General features: G+C 60.3%; 19 protein-coding genes. 6 read left to right on the forward strand and 13 right to left on the reverse strand.

Translation table 11 applies throughout. The features are described 5' to 3' along the window. Positions 1–59 precede the first annotated feature (59 nt). The 13 genes from JMV15_RS00755 to yaaA all read right to left on the reverse strand — a co-directional run bounded on the left by JMV15_RS00755 (position 60) and on the right by yaaA (position 18,185). Positions 60–1,511 carry a mannose-1-phosphate guanylyltransferase/mannose-6-phosphate isomerase gene (locus JMV15_RS00755; RefSeq protein WP_032903349.1) on the reverse strand — a complete coding sequence of 484 codons (1,452 nt, stop codon included), beginning with the start codon at positions 1,509–1,511 and terminating at the stop codon, positions 60–62. A 186-nt stretch (positions 1,512–1,697) separates the two neighbouring features. Beyond that, positions 1,698–2,354, reverse strand: a complete 657-nt coding sequence (locus JMV15_RS00760) for an alginate O-acetyltransferase AlgF (protein WP_014717000.1) — start codon at positions 2,352–2,354, stop codon at positions 1,698–1,700. 16 nt (positions 2,355–2,370) lie between these two features. Then, on the reverse strand, positions 2,371–3,543 hold the full coding sequence (locus JMV15_RS00765; protein ID WP_014717001.1) for an alginate O-acetyltransferase: 1,173 nt from the start codon (positions 3,541–3,543) through the stop codon (positions 2,371–2,373). A gap of 11 nt (positions 3,544–3,554) precedes the next feature. Beyond that, positions 3,555–5,087 (reverse strand): MBOAT family O-acyltransferase, encoded by a 1,533-nt coding sequence (locus JMV15_RS00770; RefSeq protein ID WP_014717002.1) that lies wholly within the window; start codon positions 5,085–5,087, stop codon positions 3,555–3,557. Between the two features lie 189 nt (positions 5,088–5,276). After that, positions 5,277–6,386, reverse strand: a complete 1,110-nt coding sequence (locus JMV15_RS00775; RefSeq protein ID WP_014717003.1) for a mannuronate-specific alginate lyase — start codon at positions 6,384–6,386, stop codon at positions 5,277–5,279. An 8-nt stretch (positions 6,387–6,394) separates the two neighbouring features. Next, positions 6,395–7,843, reverse strand: coding sequence for an alginate O-acetyltransferase (locus JMV15_RS00780; protein ID WP_020301240.1), 1,449 nt, complete (start codon positions 7,841–7,843; stop codon positions 6,395–6,397). A gap of 11 nt (positions 7,844–7,854) precedes the next feature. Then, the gene (algG, locus tag JMV15_RS00785) at positions 7,855–9,423 is read right to left on the reverse strand and encodes a mannuronan 5-epimerase AlgG (protein WP_019817623.1); all 1,569 of its coding nucleotides are present in this window, start codon (positions 9,421–9,423) and stop codon (positions 7,855–7,857) included. Beyond that, a complete protein-coding gene (locus JMV15_RS00790; RefSeq protein WP_019817624.1) occupies positions 9,423–10,913 on the reverse strand; it encodes an alginate export family protein in 1,491 nt (496 codons plus the stop codon). The genes algG and JMV15_RS00790 overlap by 1 nt, the downstream gene beginning before the upstream one ends. Beyond that, positions 10,910–12,331 (reverse strand): alginate biosynthesis TPR repeat lipoprotein AlgK, encoded by a 1,422-nt coding sequence (gene algK, locus JMV15_RS00795; protein ID WP_051661130.1) that lies wholly within the window; start codon positions 12,329–12,331, stop codon positions 10,910–10,912. The genes JMV15_RS00790 and algK overlap by 4 nt, the downstream gene beginning before the upstream one ends. Positions 12,332–12,441: 110 nt before the next feature. Further along, positions 12,442–13,608 (reverse strand): alginate biosynthesis protein Alg44, encoded by a 1,167-nt coding sequence (locus tag JMV15_RS00800; protein ID WP_201491223.1) that lies wholly within the window; start codon positions 13,606–13,608, stop codon positions 12,442–12,444. Positions 13,609–13,645: 37 nt separating this feature from the next. Then, complete coding sequence (alg8, locus tag JMV15_RS00805; RefSeq protein ID WP_003188740.1) at positions 13,646–15,127, reverse strand: mannuronan synthase; 1,482 nt, start codon at positions 15,125–15,127, stop codon at positions 13,646–13,648. Positions 15,128–15,210: 83 nt separating this feature from the next. Beyond that, on the reverse strand, positions 15,211–16,527 hold the full coding sequence (locus JMV15_RS00810) for a nucleotide sugar dehydrogenase (RefSeq protein ID WP_122299228.1): 1,317 nt from the start codon (positions 16,525–16,527) through the stop codon (positions 15,211–15,213). An 878-nt stretch (positions 16,528–17,405) separates the two neighbouring features. Beyond that, complete coding sequence (gene yaaA / locus JMV15_RS00815; RefSeq protein ID WP_014717011.1) at positions 17,406–18,185, reverse strand: peroxide stress protein YaaA; 780 nt, start codon at positions 18,183–18,185, stop codon at positions 17,406–17,408. Positions 18,186–18,305: 120 nt separating this feature from the next. On the opposite strand from yaaA, the gene JMV15_RS00820 reads away from it, so the two are divergent. The 6 genes from JMV15_RS00820 to moaE all read left to right on the forward strand — a co-directional run bounded on the left by JMV15_RS00820 (position 18,306) and on the right by moaE (position 26,463). Next, positions 18,306–19,430, forward strand: coding sequence for a polysaccharide deacetylase family protein (locus JMV15_RS00820; RefSeq protein WP_014717012.1), 1,125 nt, complete (start codon positions 18,306–18,308; stop codon positions 19,428–19,430). A gap of 340 nt (positions 19,431–19,770) precedes the next feature. Continuing rightward, positions 19,771–21,165, forward strand: a complete 1,395-nt coding sequence (locus tag JMV15_RS00825; protein WP_003188745.1) for a PhoH family protein — start codon at positions 19,771–19,773, stop codon at positions 21,163–21,165. Between the two features lie 295 nt (positions 21,166–21,460). Further along, on the forward strand, positions 21,461–25,189 hold the full coding sequence (locus JMV15_RS00830) for an autotransporter domain-containing protein (RefSeq protein ID WP_201491224.1): 3,729 nt from the start codon (positions 21,461–21,463) through the stop codon (positions 25,187–25,189). Positions 25,190–25,298: 109 nt separating this feature from the next. Beyond that, positions 25,299–25,772, forward strand: coding sequence for a cyclic pyranopterin monophosphate synthase MoaC (gene moaC / locus JMV15_RS00835; RefSeq protein WP_014717015.1), 474 nt, complete (start codon positions 25,299–25,301; stop codon positions 25,770–25,772). Beyond that, positions 25,769–26,011: a molybdopterin converting factor subunit 1 gene (gene moaD, locus JMV15_RS00840; protein ID WP_014717016.1), complete on the forward strand. Its 243-nt coding sequence runs from the start codon at positions 25,769–25,771 to the stop codon at positions 26,009–26,011. The genes moaC and moaD overlap by 4 nt, the downstream gene beginning before the upstream one ends. A gap of 2 nt (positions 26,012–26,013) precedes the next feature. Further along, on the forward strand, positions 26,014–26,463 hold the full coding sequence (gene moaE / locus JMV15_RS00845; protein WP_201491225.1) for a molybdopterin synthase catalytic subunit MoaE: 450 nt from the start codon (positions 26,014–26,016) through the stop codon (positions 26,461–26,463). Positions 26,464–26,549 lie beyond the last annotated feature (86 nt).

Consider the following 26,549-nt stretch of genomic DNA (forward strand, 5'->3'; position numbering starts at 1 on the left):
CCAACCCACTGCGGATAGGGGACGCAATGGGCTGGGCGAGGGCTTCTTGTACGACTGTTTTACTGCGCGATAGTTTTCACCGACACGCCACGTTCAACCGGTGTCGAGCGCCCGTAGATATCTTCGAAGCGCTCGATATCGTCTTCCCCCAGATAGCTGCCCGATTGCACTTCGATGATCTCCAACGGGATCTTGCCCGGGTTGCGCAGGCGGTGCACCGAGGCGATCGGGATGTAGGTGGACTGGTTTTCGCAGAGCAGGAACACGTTGTCGTCACAGGTGACTTCGGCGGTGCCGCTGACCACGATCCAGTGTTCGGCGCGGTGGTGGTGCATCTGCAGCGACAGGCACGCGCCCGGCTTGACCGAGATGTGCTTGACCTGGAAACGCCCGCCCATGTCCACCGAGTCGTAGGAACCCCACGGACGATAGACTTCGCAGTGGTTCTGGGTCTCGCTGCGGCCTTGCTCGTTGAGGGTGTTGACCATCTGCTTGACGCCCTGGACCTTGTCCTTGTGGGCAATCATCATCGCGTCTTTGGTTTCCACCACCACGATGTTGTCCAGGCCGATCACCGACACGAGTTTGCCGTTGCCATGCACCATGCAGTTGCGGCTGTCCTGGATCACCACGTCGCCTTTGCTCACGTTGCCGTTGGCGTCTTTATCGTTGACCGCCCACAGCGAGGCCCAGCAACCCACATCGCTCCAGCCAGCGGCCAAGGGCACGACGCAGGCGCGTTGGGTTTTTTCCATCACGGCGTAGTCGATGGAATTGTCCGGGCAGCAGGCGAAGGTGGCGTCGTCGAAGGTCACGGTATCGGCAGTCTGCTCGCTGCGCTCCAGGGTCAGCACGCAGGTGTCGTAGATGTCCGGGTCATGCTTTTTCAGCTCTTCGAGGAAGCGGCTGGCACGGAACAGGAACATGCCGCTGTTCCAGAAGTAGCCACCGCTTTTGACGAACTCGACCGCACGTTTTTCATCGGGTTTTTCCACGAACTGTTGCACGCGGCTCACGCCTTCAGGCAGCAGCGAATCGTTGGTGGACTTGATGTAGCCGTAGCCGGTCTCCGGGCGGGTGGCCGGCACGCCGAACAGTACCATCTCGCCCCGCTCGGCGGCCACGGTGGCCAGGGCCAGTGCGCGTTGCAGGGCTTTCTGGTCGTCGATCACGTGGTCGGCGGGCAGTACCAGCATCAAATCGTCACGGCCTTCGTTGACCAGCATCATCGCGGTCAGGGCCACCGCCGGCGCAGTGTTGCGGCCGAAGGGTTCCATCAGGATGCGCTGGCAGTCGAGCTTGCGTGCGCTCAGTTGCTCGTTGACGATGAAACGGTGATCTTTGTTGCAGACCACGATGGGGGCGTCCATGCCTTCGAACACCAGGCGCTCCAGGGTTTGCTGGAACAAGGTGTGCTCGCCGGTCAGTGCCAGGAACTGCTTGGGGAATTGTTTACGCGAAAGCGGCCAAAGACGTGAGCCGCTACCACCGGAAAGGATTACTGGGATCATGGTGTTTCTCCTTGAATCGATATGGGTCAGAGCTACGAAGGTTTGTCGTTTCACTCTTGTTTTTGTCTCGGTCCTGAGTTGAACCCCGGTCAGTGTGGGAGCTAGCTTGCCTGCGATGGCGCCTACAAGACCGCCATCGCAGGCAAGCCAGCTCCCACAAGGGGGCGTGTCAACTCAGGGAAATAATCAGCGGGTCGACACTGGGCGTTTCACCCACACTGGCGACAGGCTCGAACCTGAGCCGGTGACGTACAACACCGCCGCTTCACCGCGTTCCAACGCAACCGGCTTCACATCGCCGACTTTCTTGTCACCGTCATACAACGCCAGGCTTACCTTCACCGGGTTGATCTCGCGCTCGCCACGGCCCTTGGCAGCCACCGACTTGACCACATCGGTCTTGCCGTCGGCGGTTTTCAGGGTCAGGGCCTTATCGCTGAGGTTCTGTACGCGCACCAGGGATTTCTGCTTGTTCTTGAACGGGGGTTCTTCGATCAACTGCGGCTGGCCGCTGCCGCTGTTGACCAGGGTGTAGTAGTGGTCGGCGGCCAGCTTGACCGGCAGGGTCTGGCTGCCGACCTTGGCGCTGTAGTCACCGCCCGGCATGAAGCTGAAGTCGCTGCTGGCCAGTGGCGCAACGTCGCTGAGGTTGGTGCTGCCGACGGTGGCGCTGACTTCCTGGTTGCTGGCGTTGTAGATACGCACAAAGCTGGAGCCTTTTGGTGCAGTCGGGCCGTATAGGGCGGCGTCACCGGCAGCGAAGGCCGACAGGGATACGACGCTCAGGCCTGCTGCGATAGCCAGGGTTTTAGCGAGACGACGAGGAGTAGTAGTGAAAGTCATGTGAGTTACCTCTCTTTCAGTTTTGCGCCCGGTCGGGCGTCTCGGATTTAGGTGTGTTGATTGCCATGTTCTGTTGGCGCGAACCGGCTTGTTTAAGCTGCGCAACCCAGGCTGGGTCGGCATCACCGATTTCGTTGTTGATAGGCAGATAACGTTCAGGAAACTCCCAGATCAGCACCTGAGGCGGGCTGTTCTTGAAGTCGTCACTTTTGAGGTAGCTGAGCATCGGCAGGATCGGGCCGTGGCCGTCTTCGGCGTAGCTGACCACGTCGCTGTGCAAGGCTTGTTTGAGCGCACCCACGAAGTTCCAGTTGGGGTTGGCGCTGTAGCTGGTGCCCACCAGGGCCACCGGGGTTTCGCTGTCGCTGAACAGCGCGTCATCACCTTTCTCTTCGGCCAGGTGGGTGACGCGTTTTTCCAGCGGCTCTTTAGGTGGCATCAGGTTTTCGAACAGCGGGTCCAGGGGCAGGAACAAACGCAAGTCACCTTTATGTGGCTCGGTTTTCTCAGCCTCGGTGACAAAACGCTGCGGCTCGCCGCTCAGTGGGGTTTTGTCGGCAATCGCCTTGGCCAATTGCTTGGCGGCGACTTCGGCACCGTCCGGTGTCCAGTGAGTATCGGTGCGCAGGAACACCTGCTTGCCGGCGAGCTTGGCCTGTTGCAGCGGGCCGAGCAGATCTGGAGCTGGAATGTTGTCCGCCGCCACTCGGGCATGGAAGTCCTGGTACAGGTTGGCGTGCACGCTGGCCGGTTTGACTTCACCCAAATGCTCTGGATACAGGCGTACCTTGGCCGGCACGATCGCCATCACCAGTTGGATACCCTGGGCCTTGAGCTTCTGGCGCACGCCTTCGACCAGCGCGTAGTTGCCTTGCAGGTTCTGGTCTTCGTTGACGGCGGGGTTGAATTCCTCGTCGCTGTACAGCCAGTGATCGCGGCCCAGCACCACGCCAGGGCGGCCTTCATTGAACAACTTGTAGTCCAGCGCCGCCCACAGGTTGGTGCCCAGGCGCTTGATCGGGAACTCGTCGTCGTAGTGGGTCTCGACGGCTTTGGTCCAGCGACCGTTGAGCACGGTGGCATCGGCGTTGGTGCTGAAGCCAAAGAAGCTGCGCAGCGACCAGGCGCCAAGTGCCAGCAACAGCACCAGGAACAGGCTTATGTAGAGGACGCGTAATGAACGGGTCATGGTCGGCTCCCTCAGAATTGGAAGTAAAGGAACGGCGAGAAACTCTGCGCCGACAGTTTCAGGATCGACGCCACGAACAGCAGAAGCACCGCCGCGCGCATGGCGTAGCGTGGCCAGTCAGCGGTCCAGTAGGCCGGTTGCACGGCAGCGTCACGGCCCACGCTGAAACCGGGCTCGTGGATGCTGCCAGGGTTGTCGCCGGGTACGGCCTTGATCAGGCTCGGGTCGGCTGGCTTGGCCTTGTCGGCAGGGCGGTTGGTGTAGAAGTCGCGCAGGCCGAAGAACGCCAGCGTTGCATAGGCCACCACCAGGGTTGCCACTTGCAGGCCGGTAAGGTTGGCGCGGTTGAGTTCCGACAGTGACCACTCGCCAAAGCTGAACATCGCACCGTACATACGCCCGGCAACGTGCAGGTTTTCGGCGCGGAAGATCACCCAGCCCATTACCACCAGCAGGAAGGTAAAGGCCCAGCGCAGCACATTGAAACTGCGCGGTGCGGTGTTCAGCCCGATGGCTTTTTCAATCGCCAGCCACATGCCGTGCCAGGCGCCCCACACGATGTAGGTGATGTTCGCGCCGTGCCACAGGCCACCGAGCAGCATGGTCAGGAACAGGTTGCGGTAAGTGGTCAGGGTGCCTTTGCGGTTGCCGCCCAGGGTGATGTACAGGTAGTCACGCAGCCAGGTGGACAGGCTGATGTGCCAGCGCCGCCAGAACTCGGTGATCGACTGGCTGATGTAGGGCTGCTTGAAGTTTTCCATGAAGCGAAAACCCATCATCAAGCCCAAGCCAATGGCCATGTCGCTGTAGCCGGAGAAGTCGAAGTACAGCTGCGCGGTATAGGCCAGCGCGCCGAGCCAGGCATCGCCTGTAGTGGGGTTTTGCAGGGCGAAGCAATGGTCGGCCACCACCGCCAGGGTGTCAGCAATAAAGACCTTCTTGATGAAACCCTGCATGAACCGCGTGCAGCCCTCGGAGAATTTATCCAGGGTGTGGGTGCGGTTGTTGAACTGATCGGCCAGGTCGCGAAAGCGCAGCACGGGACCGGCGATCAGGTGCGGGAAAATCGCCACGAACGCCGCAAAGTCGATGAGGTTGCGGGTCGCCGGGGTGTCGCCACGGTACACGTCGATGATGTAGCTGATGGACTCGAAGATGTAGAACGAGATCCCGATCGGCAACAGCACGTGAGTGAGGATGAACGGCTCCAGGCCTGCCGACTTCATCATTACATTGATGCTGTCGACGCCGAAGTTGGCGTACTTGAAGTAGCCGAGGATGCACAGGTCGACCGCCACCCCGAGCAACAGCCAGCGCTGCGCCGGCTTGGTGCGTACACCGGCGGCACCGACCTTGAGGCCGATCCAGTAGTTCCACAGCGTGACGGCCGCGAACAGCGCCAGGAAGTCCACTCGCCACCAGGCGTAGAACACGTAGCTGGCAATCAGCAGCAGCAGATTGCGATAGCGTTGCCCGCTCAAATAGTACAAGCCGAGAAAGATCGGCAAGAACAGAAACAGGAACACATTGGACGAGAAAACCATCCCGATCTCTCCATGTTTAACCAACAGTCAAGGGCCAGAGCCCCCCCAAACCCCCCCACGATGTCGGGGGAGGCTGTGATCGTTCCCACGCTCTGCGTGGGAATGCCTCTTGTGGCGCTCTGCGCCACGCTTTGGGACGCACAGCGTCCCGTGCTGCATTCCCACGCAGAGCGTGGGAACGATCAGCGACTAGCTGCCTTTGTTGCCTTTTTCATGCGCCGGGTCGTAGACCTTGGTCAGGTCACCGCCCAGGCGGAAGGTCTTGAACGGTTGCATGCCATGCTTGCGTTCGATCACATCCGGTGCGCAGGTGTAGAGGGTGCAGAAGGGCTCAAGCCAGGCAAATTTCATGTCTTCCTTGAGGTCCTTCATGTCCTGCTCTTTGCCGTTCTTCTGCTCGAAGATGTCCGGGTCTTTCACCCCGGCCAGCACCTTGTCGCCCAGGCGCTTGAGCGCGCTGTTGTTTTCCTGGCGCAGGTCCACGCCGTTGACCAGCGCAAAACTGGCGATCATCGACAGCGGCGGCAGCGCGTAGTTGTGGTACGACAGGGCGCGTTGCTGGCGCTTCAATTCGTTCGGCAGGAAACCCTGGTCATCGACCTGGTTCACGCCGACCTTGTATTCCTTCACCGCCCAGTCAAACAGGTCGCGGCGGTTGGTAGCGATGGACGTTGCCATCACCGACCAGGCGGCCCAGTACGAGTGGTTGTTAGTTTTTTCCAGGGGCAGGTTGTCCCAGTCGCTCACCACCTGGTCGGCCAGCTTGTTGAACCAGGCTTCGATCTGCTGGGCTTCCTGCGGATGCTTGGCCAGTGGCTGCGACTCGGAGAACTTCAGGCGCACATAGGCCGAGGCCATGCTGCCCAGCGCCCATTTGCGCATGGACTTGCCGGTGTGATTGAAGTCCTTGGACATCAACGCATCGGCCTTGGCCCATGACACCAGCCAGTTCAGGGTGCATTCAAGCTGCTGTGGACGGCCGTCGCGCATGAACTGCATCACCCGTTTGCTGGTGTCTTTTTCCAGCTTGGTGATGTCGGCGGTGCTGTCGCGAAAGGCTTTTTCCGACTGCACATTCAGGGTCGAACGGGCCTTGTCGGAACCTTCGTACTTGCTGCGAAACTGCAACGGCCCGGTGTAGGGCGTTGGCATGCTGTCGCAATCATTCTTGAAGTCGCCGGTCTTGAACGCTTCGATCGGTGCGAAATAGCCCTGGGGTGGACGCAGTGGCGCCGCTGCATTGACGGAACCTGCGAACATGGCCAGGCCCAGCAGGCCAGGGAGCAATAACTTTTGCATAAGTAACCTCACTTCCCGAGTTGGGCGGTCTGCTGACCACCGCTTGGGAATACGTTGCGTGTGCAAATTTTCGCTTCAACCTTCTGCGCCGCAGCGCCCGCTTCGGGGCCCTGCACTTCCACGGCCAGCAAGTTCTGCGAGGCCCAGTCTTCATCGGTGCGCAGTTCAAAGGCGAAACGCCCGTCTGTATCGGATGTTTCGGGTTTCTCGATCTTGATGTCCTCGTGGCGCCCGTTCATGTACCAGAGGGTGGCTTGCAAGGTTTTCACCGACGGATCGGCGAAGCGGATATCGACCTGATGGTTGGCGTTGCGCAGGTCTTTGTTCGCGCTGTTGACCATCAGTTCGTTTTTGCCCGGTTTGAGCGTGGTGCTGGCCGACATCTGCGCGGTCTTGCCTTCGCAACCGTTGTCCAGCAGCGCCATCATCTGGCGGTAGATGGTTTCCTGGTCGAGACGGTACAGCGGCGAGAATTCCCAGATCAGGATCTTCGGTGGGCTCTTCTGGAATTCATCGCTGCCCAGGTACTGCAGCATCGAGCCTTCCAGGCCACCGCCGGGGAAGGCGACGTTGAGGATGTCGGCCCCGATTTCCTCTTCCAGGAAACCGGCGAAGTTGTAGTTCTTGCCACTGTGGCTGGTGCCCACCAGCGTGATCTGCGGGTTGCCCGAATCGCCGAACAGGTCGCCGTCACCGGCTTCGCCCTTGGGCTCGGTGGTGAACTGGTCCATGTACTGGATCGCATAGCTGGTGCCACACAGTTGCCCGGCCATGTTGTGCAGGGTGCCGGTCTTGCCCATGCGGCCCGAGCGCTTGGTCTCGAACTCACGCTTGGGAATCTCGGCATATTCCGGCATCTGCTTGACCTTGGCCGCGACGATTTTCGCGGTGCGCTGGGCGCCGTACGGAGTCCAATGCTGGTCGCCACGGAAGTAGAAATCGTGGGCTGGCAATTCATCCGGCAGTTGTTCGTTGGTCAGCGGCGACAGGTCTGGTACCACGTAGCCCATCTTGGCGAAGCGGCCGAGCATGGTTTTGTAGTTGCCTAGGGCTTTGTCGAAGTCGAACGAGGCTTTCTCCGCCGGGTTGAGCTTGTTGCGGTTCACCAGGCCACGGGTCGGCTGGTAGACCACCACCAGTTCCACGCCCTTGCTCTTGAACGCATCGTGCAATTGCTGCATGCGCTTGTAGCCGGCCGGGGTGGTGTCGAACTCGGTGCGCAGGTCTTCCTGGGTACGGAACAGCCAGTCGCCCTGGGCTTGCACCAGGGTGGTGAAGTTCTGCTGGTAGCGCGTGGTGTAGTTTTTCGCGTCATGGGCGGCCGGGCACAGGCTGCAGCAGGGTTCAGCGGTGAAGGTAGGAGCTTTGACTTCATCGGCGCGTACGCCCTGGCTGGCCGCCAGCAGGCCGAGGGTCAGACCCGAGAGGCTCAGCAGTTTGATCATGTGTGGGTGCATAAGGGTCATCCTCAGTCCTGCAATTCGGTCTGGCGTTCGACGGGGTCGATCAGCACGGCTTTCTGCTGGCGCACCAGCAGGTCGAGAATTTCTTCCTGGCGGTCGCCCAGGATGCCGGAGAAGCTGATGCCGCTGGATTTGGTCGGCGCCAGCATCGACACGCGATACAGCTCGATACTCAACGGCGAGTCGATGGACAGCGGCCCGCTGCCGTTACCCGCCAGTTCACCGCCGACCACGATCAGCGACACCTTGGCGTCAAACGGGTCGAGGGCGATGTCGCGGTCGGTGTCGGTCAAGTCCTTGATGTGGCCGTACACGCCGGTCAGCCCGTTGGCCATCGAGGTGTTTTCGTAGAGCTTGATGTTCACGCTGTTACGCACGCGGATCCCGTGGCGACGGTTACTGATCACCTTGTTGCCCCACAGCAGGTTGTCGCCGCTCTCATAGAGGGTGATGCCGTCGGTGTGGTTGCGGTAGATCTCGTTGTCGGCGATCAGGTTGTTCACGCTGTTACGGTCGATCACCAGGCCCGAAAGCTTGTTGTCATAGCTGCGGTTGTTGAAGATGAAGCTGTCATTCACTTCCCGGGAAATGATGATGCCGTGCTTCTTCTTGGTGCCGTACACGGTGTTGTCCGCGATGATCAGGCCGTGAGAACGGTCATGGGGGTCAATGCCGTAGACGATGTTGTCTTTGTAGGTATTGCCCTTGATCACAAAGCCCGTGGTCTCGTAGCAGTAGAAGCCGTACCACATGTCCGAGAACTCGGAGTCGATGATCCAACCGGTCGGCTCGGGGCGCTTGAGCACCTTGGCCATGTTCGGCGTGTACTGGGAAATACTCACCCCGTACGACTTACTGTTGGCATAGCCGAAGCTGGCCATCTTGGTTTTGGAGATGTAGGTCTCGGTGCCGCCCCAGGCCAGCAGGAACGGGCGGAATTCCTTGGCCGACTTGAACAGCGCCGGGCCGTTGGCTTTTTCATCCCAGCCGGTGACCTTGGTGTCACGCACGAACAGCTGGCCGTCGTTGATCAAAAACGCGCCGGCTTGTTGGGACAGGCGCAGTTCCTGGGTGTTCTTGTCGATATCGAGGATGCCTTTACGGCCCACCACGATCGGCAACTTGGCCAGGAACACACCCGGCGACGTTTCGCTGAAGTACTGCTTGGGCACTTTGCCCAGCAGGTCTTTGAGGTTCATGTAGCCGTCATCGACGAAGATCGCCTGGGGAATGCCATGCTGGCGCACCACCCATTCGGCCATCTTGTTATCGCCGCCGATAAAGTCCTTGAGCGCGTCTTCTTGCATCATGCGGCGGATGCTGATTTTGCCCGCCTTGGTCTTGACGATTTTCTTTTCCATCGCCTGCGCGGTGTAGCCCGACAGGTCGGGCAGCGCCGGCTTGGCCATTTCCAGCGGCGCGGTGGGCGGGCTGGAGATGGTGTAGGTTTTGGCCTGTTGCAGTTCCTTGGCGATGATCGGCGCCTTGGCCGCCGTATCGGCAAACGCTGTGGCGCTGGCCATCAGCATTGCCGCGACGAGTAGGCTTTGAGCATTCATGGCGCAGGCTCCCATCAGAATTTCCAGACCACGTCGACAAACGCGCGGTGCATGTAGGAGTCGACCTGGCTGCCATAGGCATCGCCGGGCTTGAACACGCCGGCACGCAAACGCACCAGGGCTGAAGGCTCGTCGATCGACTGGCTCAGCGCCGCTGGCAGCAAGCCTTTCTTGAAGTACTTGGTGACCACCAGGTCCATTTCTTGGCCGAGGTCTTTCTTGCCGTCTTCCAACGGCAGGGAGGTGCTGGAGAGGATCGCGCCGGTGACGTCATCGGTGTTGTTCTGCACCGCGTCGATGCCGTTGCTGCCCACCGGCTTGTTGCCGTCCACGCGCCAGAACTTGTGGTACACCAGGCTGGCGTCATAGTCCTCGCGCAGCTGCCAGGAACCGAACAGGCTCATGGACTGCATGTTGTTCATTTCGCCGCGAAACGCTTCACCAAAGCGATGCACACGGGACTGGGTGCCGGTCCAATTCGAACGGTTGCTTTGCAGGCCGTTCTGTTCGTACTCGGCACTGGCGCGCGAGTACGCGGCACCCACTTGCCACTGCGGATCCAGGCGCAGGCGCACGCCGATATCGGTGGCCCAGCCGCTGACGTCATCGCTGCGTTTGGCGGAGGTGGGGCGGCTGCCGTCGGCGTTCAAGGCGTTGACCTTGTCGCGGTCGCCTTTCATGCCGGTGATGCTCGCCCAGTAGTTGACGGTGTTGGTGTTGCGCCAGTTGTAGGCGTCGCTATTGGCTTCGATGCCCAGCCAGGTGAGATCGCCGTTTTCGCGCTTGTCCAGCGGGTCGCTGGCCACACCCGGTTCGGCGTAGTCGAGCTTGCCGTCGTCGTGGGTGTGGTGGCCGCGCAGGCCGATCCACTGGCCCGGTGTCCACTGGTAGGCGGCGTCGGCGTAGAAGTGCTGGCGGTCCTTGTCGACCGGCGACAATTCCTTAAGGTCGGTGCGGTATTCGCTGAAGCGTTCGGCGGCGCCGACATTGGCCTTGAGCAAGGTGGTGTCGAAGGTCCAGTTCAACGCTTCGATGTTGGTGTCGCGCCACTGGCCGTCGTCATTGCGCAGGCGCTGGCGGCCGAACTTGAGGATCTCGCCGGGGTAGGGCGTGAAGCCGCTGTAGCCGACCCAGAACTCACGCAGGGCCAGGTAGTTTTTCTTGGCCTTGCGGTCGTCGTTGCTCGACTGCTGCTCGGTGGTGTCATCGGCCGACGGTTGCAGGGTGTCGGTCTCGATGATGTCGCTGGACACCACTGCCTGGCCCATGGCGTAGGCGCTCCACGCGCCGCTTTCGCCGTAGATCCAGGGGCGCAGGTCGAGGCCGATGCCGTTGACGTCGCCGCCTTTCTGGGTGCCGAGGTCGCGGTCATCTTCAGACTGCGCGGTGGCTTTGACTTCCAGGCCGAAGTTCTTCGCTTCGGTGAGCGCGGCCAGGGTCGGGCACGACCACAGCAGGGCGAAGGACAGGCCGATACCGGCCTTGACGAATGGGTTGAGCTTCATAGGGATTCCTCGCCGTCTTCTTCTTGCAGGGCGTGCAGTTGCAGCGTGCTTTGGGCCAGGGTGCCGCGGGCGGCCAGTTCCTGTTGCACCAGGCGTTGGCCTTCGGCGCGTTGCGCAGGCGTCAGCGGCGCTTCGAGCTGGGTGGCCAGGTCATTGGCTTCTGGCGTGTCCTGGGCCTTGGCCAACTGGCTGAAGACATAGGCGTTCAATGGGTCGGGCTTGGTGCCCTTGCCTTGGGAAAACAGTTGGGCAATGGCGAAGTCGGCGCTGTTCTGGCCGTTGCGCGCTGCGGTCAGCAGGTGGTCCAGGGCTTTTTGCGGGTAAACCTTGCCCAGGTAGCCACGGCGGTAGATCTGGCCGAGGTAGTAATCGGCGGCCACTTCACGGCCCACGGCTTTTTCGAAATGCGCCTCGGCGGCCTTGGCATCGGCGGGCACCCACTTACCTTCGTAGTAGAGCTTGCCCAGCAGCAATTCGGCGCGTGGCTGGTCGGCGGCGCGGCCGTTGTCCAAGTACTTCATCATCTGCTCGACATCGCCCAGTTCGGGGAAGTCGTAGAGCAGTTGCGCCAGGCTGACCCAGGACGCCGGGTAGCCGGGGGCGATTTTTTCCAGCAACGCCTGGGCGGTTTTCTCGTCCGGGGTACCGAGGGTGGCATCGCCGAGTACGCGGGCGACGCTGTCGACGCGCTGGGCGGTGACGGTGCCACGGCTTACGCCTGCTTCCATTTGCTTGAGCAGTTCGGCCTGTTGTTCCGGCTGCTGTTTTTTCTGATAGACCGTGGCCAGTTCGACGTAGCAGATATCGGTGGTGTTCAGCGCGGCTTTGCAGATGCGCTCCACATCATCCAGATGCTGGTCGTAGGTACCCTGGGTGCGATACAGCAGCACCTGGGCCAGGCCGGCCTCCGGGTAACCCGCCGCCTGCCATTGGCTGATCTGCTGTTGGGCATTCACATTGGGGAAGCTGTGGGGGTATTGCAGGTACAGCATCGCCAGCGGGATCAAGGTGTTGCCTTCGCCATTGGCAAAGGCTTTTTTCAGTAGGCTTTCGGCTTCATGGTGCTCGGCCTCAGTGGCGCCCGGCTTGGCCGCCAACAGGCGACCCAGGCGTGCCTGGGCGCGGGGCGAGGTGTCTGCGGCCGCACGGTAGGTGGCTTCGGCCTGCTTGATTTGCGCTGGGTCGCGGGTGCCGACCTGGATATCGGCCAGGCCCACCTGGGCCTCGCTGTAGCCCAGTTCCGCCAGTTGCTGGTAATTCTGCTGGGCGGTGACGGTGTCGCCGCGTTTCAGCGCTTCATTGGCCAGGCGCTGGTCGGGCAGGCCGGCGCAACCGGCCAGGCTTACGGCCAGTGCCAGCGCGCAGTACGCAGAGGCCAGGTGAAATTTGCTCTGTGTGGGAGCTGGCTTGCCTGCGATGGCATCGCTGCGGTGCAACTGATGCACCGAGTCGCCTGCATCGCGGGCAAGCCCGGCTCCCACAGAGGTCAGCGGTGTTGTTGGAATAGAGTTCACAGGCATGTCCTCGCTTACAGACCGTGAGCCATGGCTTTGTCGATCAGCCAGTTCAGCGATGGGCCACGGTCACTGGTGACTTCCACCGGGCGGCCGGCGTAGGTGCTGTCCAGCGGTGCGTCGGGCTTGATCTGCACACGGATGTCAGAGGACAGGTCGGCGCTGTTCAGGCTGGTGCTGCTGACGATGGTGCCGGTGCGAACCTGTTCTTCGTCGGCGACCTGGAAGCTCACCGGGGTACCTGGGCGCACATCACCGAACTGGCGATAGCTGAAGCGCGCTTCCACATTGGCCTGGCTGCCGCGTGGCACCAGTTGGAAGATCACATCGCCCTTGCTGGCGTACTGGCCGTCGGCGACCAGTTGCTGGGCGACCACGCAGTCGCACGGCGAAGTCAGGGTGCCGGTCATTTGCTTGCCGAACAGCTCTTCAACCTTGGCCGGTTGCAGTTGGTCTTCGTCCAGGTGGCCCTTGAGTACGTCGAGCATACTGGTGCTGAACGTCGCCAGTGGCGCGCCCTTGGCCGCAACCGAATCACCTTTGAGCAGGCTCTGCACGGTGCCGTCACGGGGCATGGTCACGTTCATGCCCGGTACGCTGACGAGGCCGGCCTGGGCGTGGCTGACGAAGTACATGCCGTAGAGCGACTTGACCACAAAGCCGAAGGCCGCCAGGCCGACCAAAAAGATCGCCAGGCTGAATGTCACGGCGCGCAGGCGACCGAACGCAGTCATGCCGCTGCCGCCGTCCTTGACCTTGCGCGCTTTGGTGAAGTTGTCGCGTTGCAGGGTCGCCAACACATCGCCCATGGTCACGATGTCGCCGGACAGGTGCGAAGTGATCAGGTGACGCAGGGTAGAAATATCCTGGGCATCGAGGTTCTGGAACTGGCAGCCGGTGCGGCCGGTCTGGCGGTCGTAGGAGCGAATCTGCAGCTCCACATCCATGGCCAGGCCGAGGTTATCGATCACGAACTGCAGGCGGCCCTTGTGCACTTGGCCGACGGTGAGCGGCTGGGTGGCGGTAAAGGCCAGGCCACCGGCGGACAGGTCGATCACGCGTGCTTCAGTTGGCGTGCGGTCGCTGTTGAAGAAGCGCAGCTTGGCCGGGATTTTCACCCGGGCGTGCTGGCGCTGGGCTTCGGATTCGTGGACAACGTTGGCGTTTACTTGGCTGTTCATAGTATTCGATTTCCTAGTTAATTCAGGCTTGGCAGGGTCAGACCATCATCAGCAACACGGCAACGAAGATGCTGCCGGCGGAGAAGGTCATGGTCCGAGACGACCAGGTGTTGAACCAACGTTGAAAGCTGGCCAAATCGCGGGTCAGTTTGGTGTCCTGGCGGGTCCAGGACTGTTGATCAAGGCGGAAGAACACGTAGATCTTCACCAACGCGCCCATGATCTGGTTGTAATAGAGAATCAGCGGGTAGGCCGGGCCGATCTTGTGGCCGGAGCACGACAGCAGCAGGGTGAGGATCAGGCGGGTGATGCCGATCCACAGCAGGTAGGCGAGGATGAAGGCGCCGCCGTACTTGAAAGTGGCAATCATCGCTACGGTCAGGCCGAGCAGGGAGGTCCACATCGACACGCGCTGGTCGAACAGCACCACGCTGGTGAACAGGCCCAGGCGACGCACGCCCAGGCCGAGGGCACGGGAGTTCTGGCGCAAGTTGTTGCCGTACCAGCGGAACATCAGTTTGCGGCTGGCCTTGATAAAGCTCTTTTCCGGCGGGTGTTCCACGGTGTTGATGGCGGCGTCCGGCACGTAGAAGGTGTCGTAGCCCAGGCGCATCAGGCTGAACCAGCTGGACTTGTCATCGCCGGTGAGGAACTTGAAGCGGCCCAGGCGCCAGTGTTGCAGCGAGTCGCTTTCCACATCGGCGATAAAGCCCGGGTCAGTCACTACGCTGGCGCGGAATACCGACATGCGCCCGGTCATGGTCAGCACGCGCTTGGACAGTGCCATGGAGCACATGTTGATGTGGCGTTGGGCAAAGCGCAGCTTGTGCCACTCGCTCATGATGTAGCCGCCGCGCACTTCGCAGAATTCGTTGGTGGTCAGGCCGCCGACATTGCCAAACAGCTGGAACCAGGGGACAGTCTTGCGCACGACGCCTTCGGCCAGCACGGTGTCGCCATCGATCACGGCCACCACGGCGCGATCGTCCGGCAGGTGGCGGGAGATGGCGCGGAAACCAAACGCCAGGCCGTCGCGTTTGCCGGTACCGGCGATGCGCACGAAGTCGAGCTTGACGTGAGCCGGCGGGTTGAGCTTTTCCCAGAGGCTCTTGACCAGCAGCTCATCGGACATTTCCACCAGCGAGCACACCACGGTGGTGGGAAAGCCGCAGTCGATGGCTTCACGAATCACCGAGCTGTAGACCTGGGCGGTGGTCAGCGCGTCGATACGGAAACTGGTGACCATCAGGAACACATGGGACGGGTCGGCGGCCTTGCCCAGCTTGCGCACTTTGCGGCGCAGGTGCGGGTACACCACGTAGAGAAACAGCATGCCGCGAAAGAAATGCGTCGCACCCATCGAGTAGCGCCAGATACCCACAGCGCCAATCAGGAAAATAAAATTCTTCGATTGCGAATCGAAGGTACTCGCCGGCAACAGCAGGGCGAGACCCATCAGCAGGCTGAGAAAGAACAGCCAGCCGGCCGATTGCAGAAATACATGTTTTAACTTGGACATAAGCGTCATCCGCAAGGTGAGGAGGCTTCAGGCTGCAAGCGCTGGGGATAAAGCCACTGGCAGCCTGAAACTTGCCGTTGCTGTTACCAGCAAATACCTTCGGTACGGCCGCTCGCGCTGGTGGCCTTGGACATGAAGCCCACCAGGTCGACCACTTGCTTGCCTTCCGGAGCGTTATGCGCCAGGGCACGGAACTTCTCGTCACGGTTACCGAGGATGATCACGTCGGAGTTGTTGATCACATCATCGAAATCCGAGTTGAGCAGGGACGACACGTGCGGGATTTTGCCTTCGATGTAGTCCTTGTTCGCGCCGTGCACGCGGGCGTATTCGACGTTGCTGTCGTAGATGCTCAGGTCGTAGCCCTTGCCGATCAGCATTTCTGCCAGCTCTACCAGGGGGCTTTCACGCAGGTCATCGGTGCCGGCCTTGAAGCTCAGACCCAGCAGCGCAACTTTGCGTTTGTCGTGGCTGGAGACGATGTCGAAGGCGTTCTGTACCTGGGACTCGTTGCTGCGCATCAGCGAGTTGAGCAGCGGTGCTTCCACGTCCAGGGAGCCGGCGCGGTAGGTGAGGGCACGCACGTCTTTGGGCAGGCACGAACCGCCGAAAGCGAAACCTGGGCGCATGTAGTACTGGGACAGGTTGAGGGTCTTGTCCTGGCAGACCACTTCCATCACTTCACGACCGTCAACGCCGACGGCCTTGGCGATGTTGCCGATCTCGTTGGCGAAGGTGACTTTGGTGGCGTGCCATACGTTGCAGGTGTACTTGATCATTTCGGCAACGGCGATGTCCTTGCGGATGATCGGCGCGTCGAGTTCTTCGTACAGCGATTGCAGCACATCGCCGGAGGCTTTATCAAACTCGCCGATAACGGTCATCGGTGGCAGGTCGTAGTCGGCGATGGCAGTGGATTCACGCAGGAATTCGGGGTTGACCGCAACGCCGAAGTCGACGCCGGCTTTCTTGCCGGAGCAGTCTTCCAGGATCGGGATTACCACGTTGGCGACAGTGCCCGGCAGTACGGTGCTGCGCACCACGATGGTGTGGCGGGTGGTCTTGTCACGCAGCACAAAACCGATCTCGCGGCATACCGACTCGATGTAGTTCAGTTCCAGGTCACCGTTCTTCTTGCTTGGCGTGCCGACGCAAATCATCGACAGGTCGGTATCGCGAATCGCCTCGGCGAAGTTGGTAGTGCCACGCAGTCGGCCCGTCTGGATACCCTGGCTCAACAGCTCGCCCAGACCCGGTTCAACAATCGGCGACTTACCGGCATTGATCAGGTCGATCTTTTCCTTGGAAATGTCTACGCCGACCACTTCGTGGCCACGGGCAGACAGGCAACCGGCACACACTGCGCCAACGTAACCCAAACCAAATATGCTGATGCGCATCGCAATTACCTCTTTGTTTAATTCATGCCATTAAATGGCCGGAGTTCATGTTTGCAAGCGTCACTGATGCCGCGAAAGTTAGGCGAATAGACGCCGACTTACCGCGTGCAGGCATGTTGAATAACGAGTGACTAACTATTGCACTCAAGTTGTGCGCAACGAGGCCTTATTATTGGGGCTTGCCCTGAAATGCAGCCGTGCTTCCTTGGAGGAAGGCTCCGGCGCCGGTGCGGCAAGGTTTTGATGCAGGCAAAATGCCTTTTTTATCAATGCCTTGTGTGTTTGCACGGGCTCATTTAGGTCAGCGCTGCCTTGGCCTGCAGGGGATAGCAATGCGTACTTATCGCCACCCTTAACTCGATCAGTTGATGTTATGACCATAGAACCAAAGTGCTTTATGACAACTTGGCTACTTCCGTTGGTCGCTATGTAAGTCATCTCTTACGTAAGCAGAGAATTTCGTTACCGGTGGTATGAGCGGTGCTTCAGGACGAAGTTCCGGGCCACTCATCCCCTTTCCCGAAATTTTTTGAAATATTAGAAAAGATGGCACTGGTACTATATTGATAGCACTTGCTATTTAGGCCAGTAGTTATGGGGAGTTGGTGCGAGGGGATAGTTTTGTGCCACTACCGTTTAAAAAAAGTGGTGCCACTACGAAAAAAACCGACGGGTGTCGAGTGAAGAAATCGTTAGGGTTGTGTCTGGATGTTTTTCTGGCGCCAAATAAATGACGATTGATGGGGTGGAATGCAGGCAAAAAATGTGGGAGCTGGCTTGCCTGCGATAGCGGTGTATCAGCGACATGTGAGTCGGCTGACCCTCCGCTATCGCAGGCAAGCCAGCTCCCACAGTTGATGTTGGTGGCTGTACAGGCCTTATTCCGGTGCGTGATCGCGCAAAAACACCAGGTTATCCGGCTTGGATTGCTCCGCATTGAAGCGATAACCCTGCACATCGAACTGCTTGAGCTTGGCCGGGTCGTTGATGCGTTCTTCAATCACAAAACGGCTCATCATGCCTCGGGCCTTTTTGGCGTAGAAGCTGATGATCTTGTACTGACCGTTCTTCAGGTCCTTGAACTCGGTGTTGATGATCCGCGCGTTCAAGGCCGTGCGCTTGACTGCCGAGAAGTACTCATTGGAGGCCAGGTTAAGCAGCACATCGTCGCCTTGTTCGGCCAGGGCCTCATTCAACCATTCGCTGATGCGTGTGCCCCAGAACGCGTAAAGGTCCTTGCCGCGGGCGTTGGCCAGCTTGGTGCCCATCTCCAGACGATACGGCATCATCAGGTCCAGCGGACGCAGCAGGCCGTACAGGCCCGAGAGCATACGCAGATGGTCCTGGGCATAGCTGAAATCGGCATCGCTGAAAGTCTCGGCATTCAGGCCGGTATACACATCGCCCTTGAACGCCAGCAGCGCCTGCTTGGCGTTGGCCGGAGTGAAGGCCGGCGTCCAGCTGCCGAAGCGCGCGGCGTTGAGGCCACCGATCTTGTCGGAGACGTGCATCAGCTCACTGATTTGCGCCGGGCTCAGTTCGCGCAGTTGCTCGATCAGTTCCTGGGAGTGGTCCAGGTACTGCGGCTGGGTGAAGCGCGCAGTGACCGGCTTGGACTCGAAGTCGAGGGTTTTGGCGGGGGAAATCACCATCAGCATGAAGTTGGCTCCTGGAATCGTGGGCGAGATTCTAGGGGTTGGGGCGTTTTGACTCCACCTATGATGGCGATAGATGCGATCCGCTATGATGGGCGGTAACTCTGTAGAGGGAGACCCCGTGTGCGATTAGCGCTTTTATTGTCCGCTTGCCTGCTGTGCCTGAATGCCCAGGCCGCGCCGGTGGATGTCGCCAGCCTGGACCGTGGTACCTGGCCGGAAAAACTCGCCAGCCCGGCGCTGTTCGATGTGGCTTCGCGGGCGGAGATCCTGATGTTCGCCCACGGCCTGCTCGCCAGCGAAGCCCTGGACGACGCGGCGCTCAAGCAACGGCTGGGTCTGAAGATCATCAACCTGGCCGCCATCGATGACCTGCGTCGCCAGCTCTGGCAACGGCTGTTGGAGAACTACACATTCGCCCAGCAGAGCTGCGAAGCAGATGCCTCGTTCTGCTACCTGGTGGAAAACATGGACGATCTGCGCGAGCAGGCCGGCAAGTTCGAGGTCAGTGACAACTCTTTCTATATAGGCTGGGCTGCCCCCAGTCGGCACTTTCATGAGCGCTATCTGGATGAGCTGCTGCGCAAGGCTGCGCTGTTTCCGCAGATCAGCAGTGAAGTGGCGCGCTTTGGCGATCATGAGCGCAATGGCGACGAGCTCAACGATCGCATGTTCCTGCTGACCTTCGACGGTGGCCCGGCGTTGATGGGCGGTAATACCGATTGGCTGACCGACTACCTGCGCAAGCAAAAGATGAACGCCGCGTTCTTCGCCCTTGGCAGCAGTTTGCAAAGCCGTGTGGAGCGCAGTTCTGTCTCGGATGTGCAGGCGCTGTATCAGGGGCAGTGCGTGGGTATCCAGGGGTGGCAATACCGTTCCCATAGCCATTGGGTTGACTGGCAAAGCTCCATCACCCGCAGCGCAGCGCTGGTGCAGAATCTGCTGCCGGAAAACTATGTGCCGCTGTTCCGTCCGCCCTATGGGCAGCGCCGTGCGGACAGCCAGGGCTTCTTCCAGCAACAGGGTTTGCAGGTGGCGTTATGGGACATCGATTCCCAGGACGAGCCGGGCAAGCTCAAGGCCGATGAGTCGGCGCAACGGGTGCTGACGTTGATGCTGCTATGGCGCAAAGGCGTGATCGTGTTTCATGACACCCAGGACAAGGCGCGGGTGGCATTGCCGATGGTATTGCAGGCAACGACGCAGAGTGGCTTGGGTTGGCAGGAGTGTCGCGAGGCATTTCGATGAAGTGCCCGGCTTTGCTGGCGATGGGGTGTTTTCGGGGTGATTTGCTACGACATTTCGATGCAGGCGGACTTCCGACTTTAACGGGGTACATGGCACTCGGCTAGTGCTATTCGTCATCCTGAAAAATAAACTTCAAAAAAACGTCAAAGTGCTTTTTCCTGTCATGGGTTTTGCGGTATTACGAAGTCAGATCGCCGAAACCTGCAGCACAGGTGGCGTCTTCCAAGACTCCTCCTGTGGGCACTGCACTTGACCTTGTTCAAGGTGCAATCGGTGGTCGAATCGAGGCGCAGCACCGCCCAGGTATTGCGTCGAATGGCTCCCACAAAGGTGACCGAGTATGGATGATCATGGACGTAACCCTTCTTCCGACCAGCCAATCCTTTATGTGCTTGATACCAACGTATTGATCCACGATCCAAACGCACTGCTGAACTTCGAAGAACACCACGTCGCCATCCCGATGATCGTGCTTGAGGAGCTCGACAAACTCAAAAGCGGCCACCACAGCGTTGCCGCCGAGTGCCGCCAGGCCATCCGCCTGATCGACAAGACCCTGGGTGAAGCCTCGCCCGAGGACGTTGAAGTCGGCGTACCGATCCAGCGTGGCAAGGGCGGCCCGAAGGGCTTGCTGTCGATCCTGATGAGCAAGCGCAGCGAGCCCAACAGCCTGCTGCCGGAAAACCTGAACGACAACAAAATCATCAACCAATTGATCGACCTGCACGCCCGCGACAAGGACCTGCGCGTGGTGCTGGTGACCAAAGACATCAATATGCGCCTCAAGGCACGAGCGTGTGGGATCGCTGCCGAGGACTACAGTACCGACCAACTGGTCGACGATGTGTCGATGCTCTCGCGTGGTTATCACATGATGACCGGCTCGTTCTGGGACCGTGTGAGCAAGGTCGAAACCCGTCAGGACCACGGCCGCACCTGGCATCAGGTACAGCTGATCGACAACCTGCCGGCCGTGCATATCAATGAGTTTATCGTCGATGAACAGGGCTTCGTGGGCTGGATCAAAGAGATCCAGGTCGACAAGCTGCTGATCCTCGACCTGCATCAGGAACCCCTGTTGCACCAGGAAGCCTGGGGCCTGAAACCGCGTGATATCTACCAGAGCCTGGCGCTGTATGCGCTGCTCGATCCGGACATTCACCTGGTCAACCTGACCGGCGCCGCAGGTTCGGGCAAAACCATCCTGGCCCTGGCCGCCGCCATCGAACAGACCATGGTCACCAAACGCTATCGCCGCATCATCGCCACCCGCAGCGTGCAGGGCCTGGACCAGGAAATCGGCTTTCTGCCCGGTACCGAGGCGGAAAAAATGGAGCCGTGGCTGGGGGCGATTACCGACAACCTCGAAGCCTTGCACATGGATGACGAAAACACCCATGGCAGCGTCGACTACATCCTCAGCAAAGTGCCGTTGCAGTTCAAATCCCTCAACTACATCCGAGGTCGCAGCTTCCAGCAGAGCCTGATTCTGATCGATGAATGCCAGAACCTCACACCGCACCAGATGAAAACCATCATCACCCGTGCCGGCGCCGGTTCCAAAGTGGTGTGCCTGGGCAACCTGGCGCAGATCGACACCCCTTACCTGTCCGCGACCAGCTCCGGGCTGACTTACCTGACGGAACGCTTCAAGGACTTCCCGAACGGCGTGCACATTGCGCTGCAAGGGGTACCGCGTTCGATCCTGGCTGAATACGCCGAGTCCCATCTGTAACTACGCTGAACCCGCTGCGAAAAGCCCTGGATTTTTCACGAAATCCGGGGTTTTTGTTATGTGCGACATTTGCCTGCGTTAACGCGTCCTGGGTGCTTGTGGTTTCTGTAATTATTTTGTTACATTTTTTCTGCGGTAAAAACAATAAGAAGACTGCTTGACCCCGTCGGAACGCCACCTCCTTGATTCGACGAACGCTTGGAAAACCTGTCCAGGGTTTTCACCGTGACCCTGCCTATTACAAAAGCCCGAAACACCGCTCATTGATGACGCACATATCCAAAGGGAAAGGAAAATGGACGTAGCAGGTAATGGCTTCACTGTGTCGCAACGCAATCGTACCCCCCGTTTCAAGACCATCCCCCTCACACCCATAGCACTCGGCCTGGCGTTATGGCTGGGCCACGGTTCCATGGCCAGGGCAGACGATAACCCTTACACCCCGCAGGTATTGGAGTCGGCGTTCAGGACAGCCGTCGCCTCATTCGGCCCTGAGACTGCCGTGTACAAAAACCTCAGGTTTGCCTACGCGGATATCGTCGATCTCGCGGCCAAGGATTTCGCCGCCCAGTCCGGCAAGTTCGATTCGGCCCTCAAGCAAAACTACGAGCTACAACCCGAAAACCTGACCATCGGCGCCATGCTCGGCGACACCCGGCGGCCACTGGACTATGCCTCGCGCCTGGATTACTACCGCAGCCGGCTGTTCAGCAACAGCGGCCGTTACACCACCAATATCCTCGACTTTTCCAAAGCCATTATCGCCAACCTGCCGGCCGCCAAGCCTTACACTTACGTCGAGCCGGGCGTTAGCAGCAACCTCAGCGGGCAGTTGAACGCAGGCCAGTCCTGGGCTGGGGCAACCCGTGACTGGAGCGCCAACGCGCAAACCTGGAAGACCCCGGAAGCCCAGGTCAACTCCGGCCTGGACCGCACCAACGCGTATTACGCCTATGCCCTGGGCATCACTGGCAAGGGGGTCAATGTTGGCGTGCTGGACTCGGGCATCCTCACCGAACACTCCGAGTTCCAGGGCAAGAACGCTCAGGGCCAGGACCGGGTGCAGGCGGTGACCTCCACGGGCGAGTACTACGCCACCCACCCGCGCTACCGCCTTGAAGTGCCCAGCGGCGAGTTCAAGCAGGGCGAACATTTCAGCATCCCAGGGGAATACGACCCCGCGTTCAACGACGGGCATGGCACAGAAATGTCCGGGGTGCTGGCCGCCAACCGCGACGGCACCGGTATGCACGGCATTGCCTTCGACGCCAATCTGTTTGTCGCTAACACCGGCGGCAGCGACAACGACCGCTACCAAGGCTCCAACGACCTCGACTACAACGCATTCATGGCCAGCTACAACGCCCTGGCGGCGAAGAACGTGGCGATCGTCAACCAGAGCTGGGGGCAGAGCTCGCGTAATGACGTGGAGAACCACTTCGGCAACGTCGGCGACAGCGCCGCGCAGAACCTGCGCGACATGACCGCCGCCTATCGCCCGTTCTGGGACAAAGCCCACGCCGGGCAGAAAACCTGGATGGACGCCATGGCCGATGCGGCCCGGCAAAACACGTTCATCCAGATCATCTCTGCGGGCAACGACAGCCACGGTGCCAACCCGGACACCAATGCGAACCTGCCGTTTTTCAAGCCGGATATCGAAGCTAAGTTCCTCTCCATCACCGGCTACGACGAGACCAGCGCCCAGGTCTACAACCGTTGCGGTACCTCCAAGTGGTGGTGCGTGATGGGCGTGTCGGGCATCCCGTCCGCCGGCCCCGAGGGCGAAATTATCCCGAATGCCAACGGCACCTCGGCCGCCGCGCCGAGCGTTTCCGGAGCCCTGGCGTTGGTGATGCAGCGCTTCCCCTATATGACGCCCAGCCAGGCGCGGGACGTGTTGCTGACCACCTCCAGCCTGCAGGCGCCGGATGGCCCGGACACGCCGGTTGGCGAGCTGACCGGAGGCCGCACCTATGACAACCTGCAACCGGTGCATGATGCCGCGCCGGGTGTCCCACAAGTACCAGGTGTGGTCAGTGGCTGGGGCTTGCCCAACCTGCAAAAAGCTATGCAAGGGCCGGGGCAGTTCCTCGGTGCGGTAGCAGTGGCGTTGCCCAGCGGTACCCGCGATATCTGGGCCAACCCGATTTCCGATGAGGCCATTCGCGCCCGTCGCGTAGAAGACGCTGCCGAACAGGCGACCTGGGCCGCCACCAAGCAGCAAAAAGGCTGGCTCGATGGCCTGCCCGCCAATGCCTCGGCCGACGATCAGTTTGAATACGACATGGGTCATGCCCGGGAGCAGGCAACACTCACCCGCGGCCAGGACGTGCTCACCGGCAGCACCTACGTCGGTAGCCTGGTCAAGTCCGGGGATGGCGAGTTGGTGCTGGAAGGCCAGAACAGCTATTCGGGCAGTACTTGGGTGCGCGGAGGCAAATTGTCGGTGGACGGCGCATTGACCTCTGCCGTGACGGTAGATAGCAGCGCCGTAGGCACGCGCAATGTCGATAACGGCGTGATGACCACACTGGGCGGCACCCTGGCCGGCAACGGCACGGTGGGCGCCTTGACCGTCAACAACGGTGGGCGAGTGGCCCCGGGGCATTCGATTGGCACACTGCGCACCGGCGATGTCACGTTCAACCCGGGTTCGGTGTATGCCGTCGAAGTCGGGGCCGATGGCCGCAGCGACCAGTTGCAGAGCAGCGGGGTGGCGACCCTCAATGGCGGTGTGGTGAACGTGTCCCTGGAGAACAGCCCCAACCTGTTGACCGCCACCGAGGCGCGCAGCTTGCTGGGCCAGCAGTTCAATATCCTCAGTGCCAGCCAAGGTATCCAGGGGCAGTTTGCAGCGTTTGCCCCCAACTACCTGTTCATTGGCACTGCGCTCAACTATCAACCGAACCAATTGACCCTGGCGATAGCCCGCAACCAGACCACCTTCGCCAGTGTCGCGCAAACCCGCAATGAGCGAGCGGTGGCGACGGTGGCCGAGACATTGGGCGCTGGCAGCCCGGTCTACGAAAGCCTGTTGGCGTCGGATTCCGCCGCCCAGGCGCGGCAGGGCTTCAAGCAACTTTCAGGGCAATTGCATTCGGACGTGGCGGCAGCGCAAATGGCTGACAGCCGCTACCTGCGTGAAGCGGTCAACGCTCGCCTGCAACAGGCGCAGGCACTGGACTCCAGCGCGCAGATCGACAGCCGTGACAACGGCGGCTGGGTACAGCTACTTGGTGGGCGCAACAACGTCAGTGGTGATAACAACGCCAGCGGCTACTCCTCGTCCACCAGCGGCGTACTGCTGGGCCTGGACACCGAGGTGAACGACGGCTGGCGCGTGGGCGCGGCGACCGGTTATACCCAAAGCCACCTCAACGGCCAGTCGGCGTCGGCCGACAGCGACAACTATCACCTGTCGGTCTACGGCGGCAAACGCTTCGAGGCGATTGCCCTGCGCCTGGGCGGTGCCAGCACCTGGCACCGTCTGGACACTTCGCGTCGGGTGGCCTATGCCAATCAGTCGGACCATGCCAAAGCCGACTACAACGCGCGCACCGACCAAGTGTTTGCCGAGATCGGCTACACCCAATGGCGCGTGCTTGAACCCTTCGCCAACCTCACGTATCTGAACTATCAAAGCGAGTCGTTCAAGGAAAAAGGCGGTGCTGCAGCCTTGCATGCCAGCCAGCAAAGCCAGGACGCGACGCTCTCCACCCTGGGCGTGCGTGGCCATACTCAGTTGCCACTCACGTCCACCTCGGCGGTGACCCTGCGCGGTGAGCTGGGGTGGGAGCACCAGTTTGGTGACACCGATCGTGAAGCTTCTCTGAAGTTTGCCGGTAGTGACACGGCCTTCGCCGTCAACAGCGTGCCTGTGGCGAGGGATGGCGCGGTGATCAAAGCCAGTGCGGAAATGGCCCTGACCCAGGACACCTTGGTGTCGTTGAACTACAGCGGCTTGCTCTCCAACCGAGGGAACAATAACGGCATCAATGCCGGGTTTACTTTCCGGTTCTAACCTTGAATGTAGGAGCGAGCAAGCTCGCTCCTACAGGATGGGATAAACAGCCCTGCGCAAATTTTGACCCACAGGTTTACAATCGCTGCTCCTGATCAGGAGTATTGCTGTGCTGACTCATCTCGATTCTCAAGGTCGCGCCCACATGGTCGACGTCACCGACAAAGCCGTGACGTTCCGTGAGGCCGTGGCGCAAGCGCGGGTGCGCATGCTGCCCGCCACCCTGCAAATGATTGTCGACGGCGCCCACCCCAAAGGCGACGTGTTTGCCGTGGCCCGCATTGCCGGGATCCAGGCAGCGAAAAAAACCAGTGACTTGATCCCTCTGTGCCACCCGTTGATGCTCACCGGCGTCAAGGTGGAGCTGAGTGCCGACGGCACAGACGCGGTTCGTATCGTGGCGCGCTGCAAACTCTCCGGGCAGACCGGCGTTGAGATGGAAGCCCTGACCGCCGCCAGCGTCGCCGCACTGACGATTTACGACATGTGCAAGGCGGTGGATCGCGGCATGACCATTGAGAGTATTCGCCTGCTGGAAAAGCTGGGCGGTAAGAGTGGGCATTTCAAGGCGGATGAGCAATGAGTATCAACGTACTGTTTTTTGCGCGCTACGCCGAAGCGGTGGGCTTCGATTCGCTGGAGATGGAAGGTGAGTTTGCCACTGTTGACGCCGTGCGCCTCGCGCTGGCTGCTGATCCGGAATTCGCCGTGCTCAACGAAGCGAGCCTGATGTGTGCGCGCAACGAGGAGTTGTGCAGCCTGGACGAGCCGGTGCAAGCCGGCGATGAAGTCGCCTTCTTCCCACCCGTGACCGGAGGCTGATCATGGCCATTCGTGTGCAGGTCGAAGCCTTTGATCCAGGTGCCGAAGTCAACGCCATGCACGCGGCCAACGTGGGCGTGGGCGCGGTGGTGAGCTTTGTCGGCTATGTACGCGACTTCAATGACGGGCGCGAGGTGTCGGGGATGTTTCTTGAACACTACCCCGGCATGACCGAAAAAGCCCTGGCCAAGATCGCCGTGGAAGCCGAACAGCGCTGGCCGTTGCTCAAGCTGGAGGTGCTGCACCGTATCGGCACGCTGGAACCGGGCGAGCCGATTGTGTTTGTCGGCGCGGCCAGTGCGCACCGGCATGCGGCGTTTGATGCCTGCGCATTTGTGATGGATTACTTGAAGACGCGGGCGCCGTTCTGGAAGAAGGAAAACACCAGCGAGGGGCCGCGTTGGGTAGAAGGGCGCAGCAGTGACCACGCCGCAGCGGATCGCTGGAAGTAGCCAGCCAGACGCAGAAACCAATGTGGGAGCTGGCTTGCCTGCGATAGCATCACTCGGAGTGACTGAAAAACCGAGGTGTCTGCATC

The sequence above is a fragment of the Pseudomonas paracarnis genome (assembly GCF_904063055.1).
In the GTDB taxonomy this organism is placed as follows: Bacteria; Pseudomonadota; Gammaproteobacteria; order Pseudomonadales; family Pseudomonadaceae; genus Aquipseudomonas; species Aquipseudomonas paracarnis.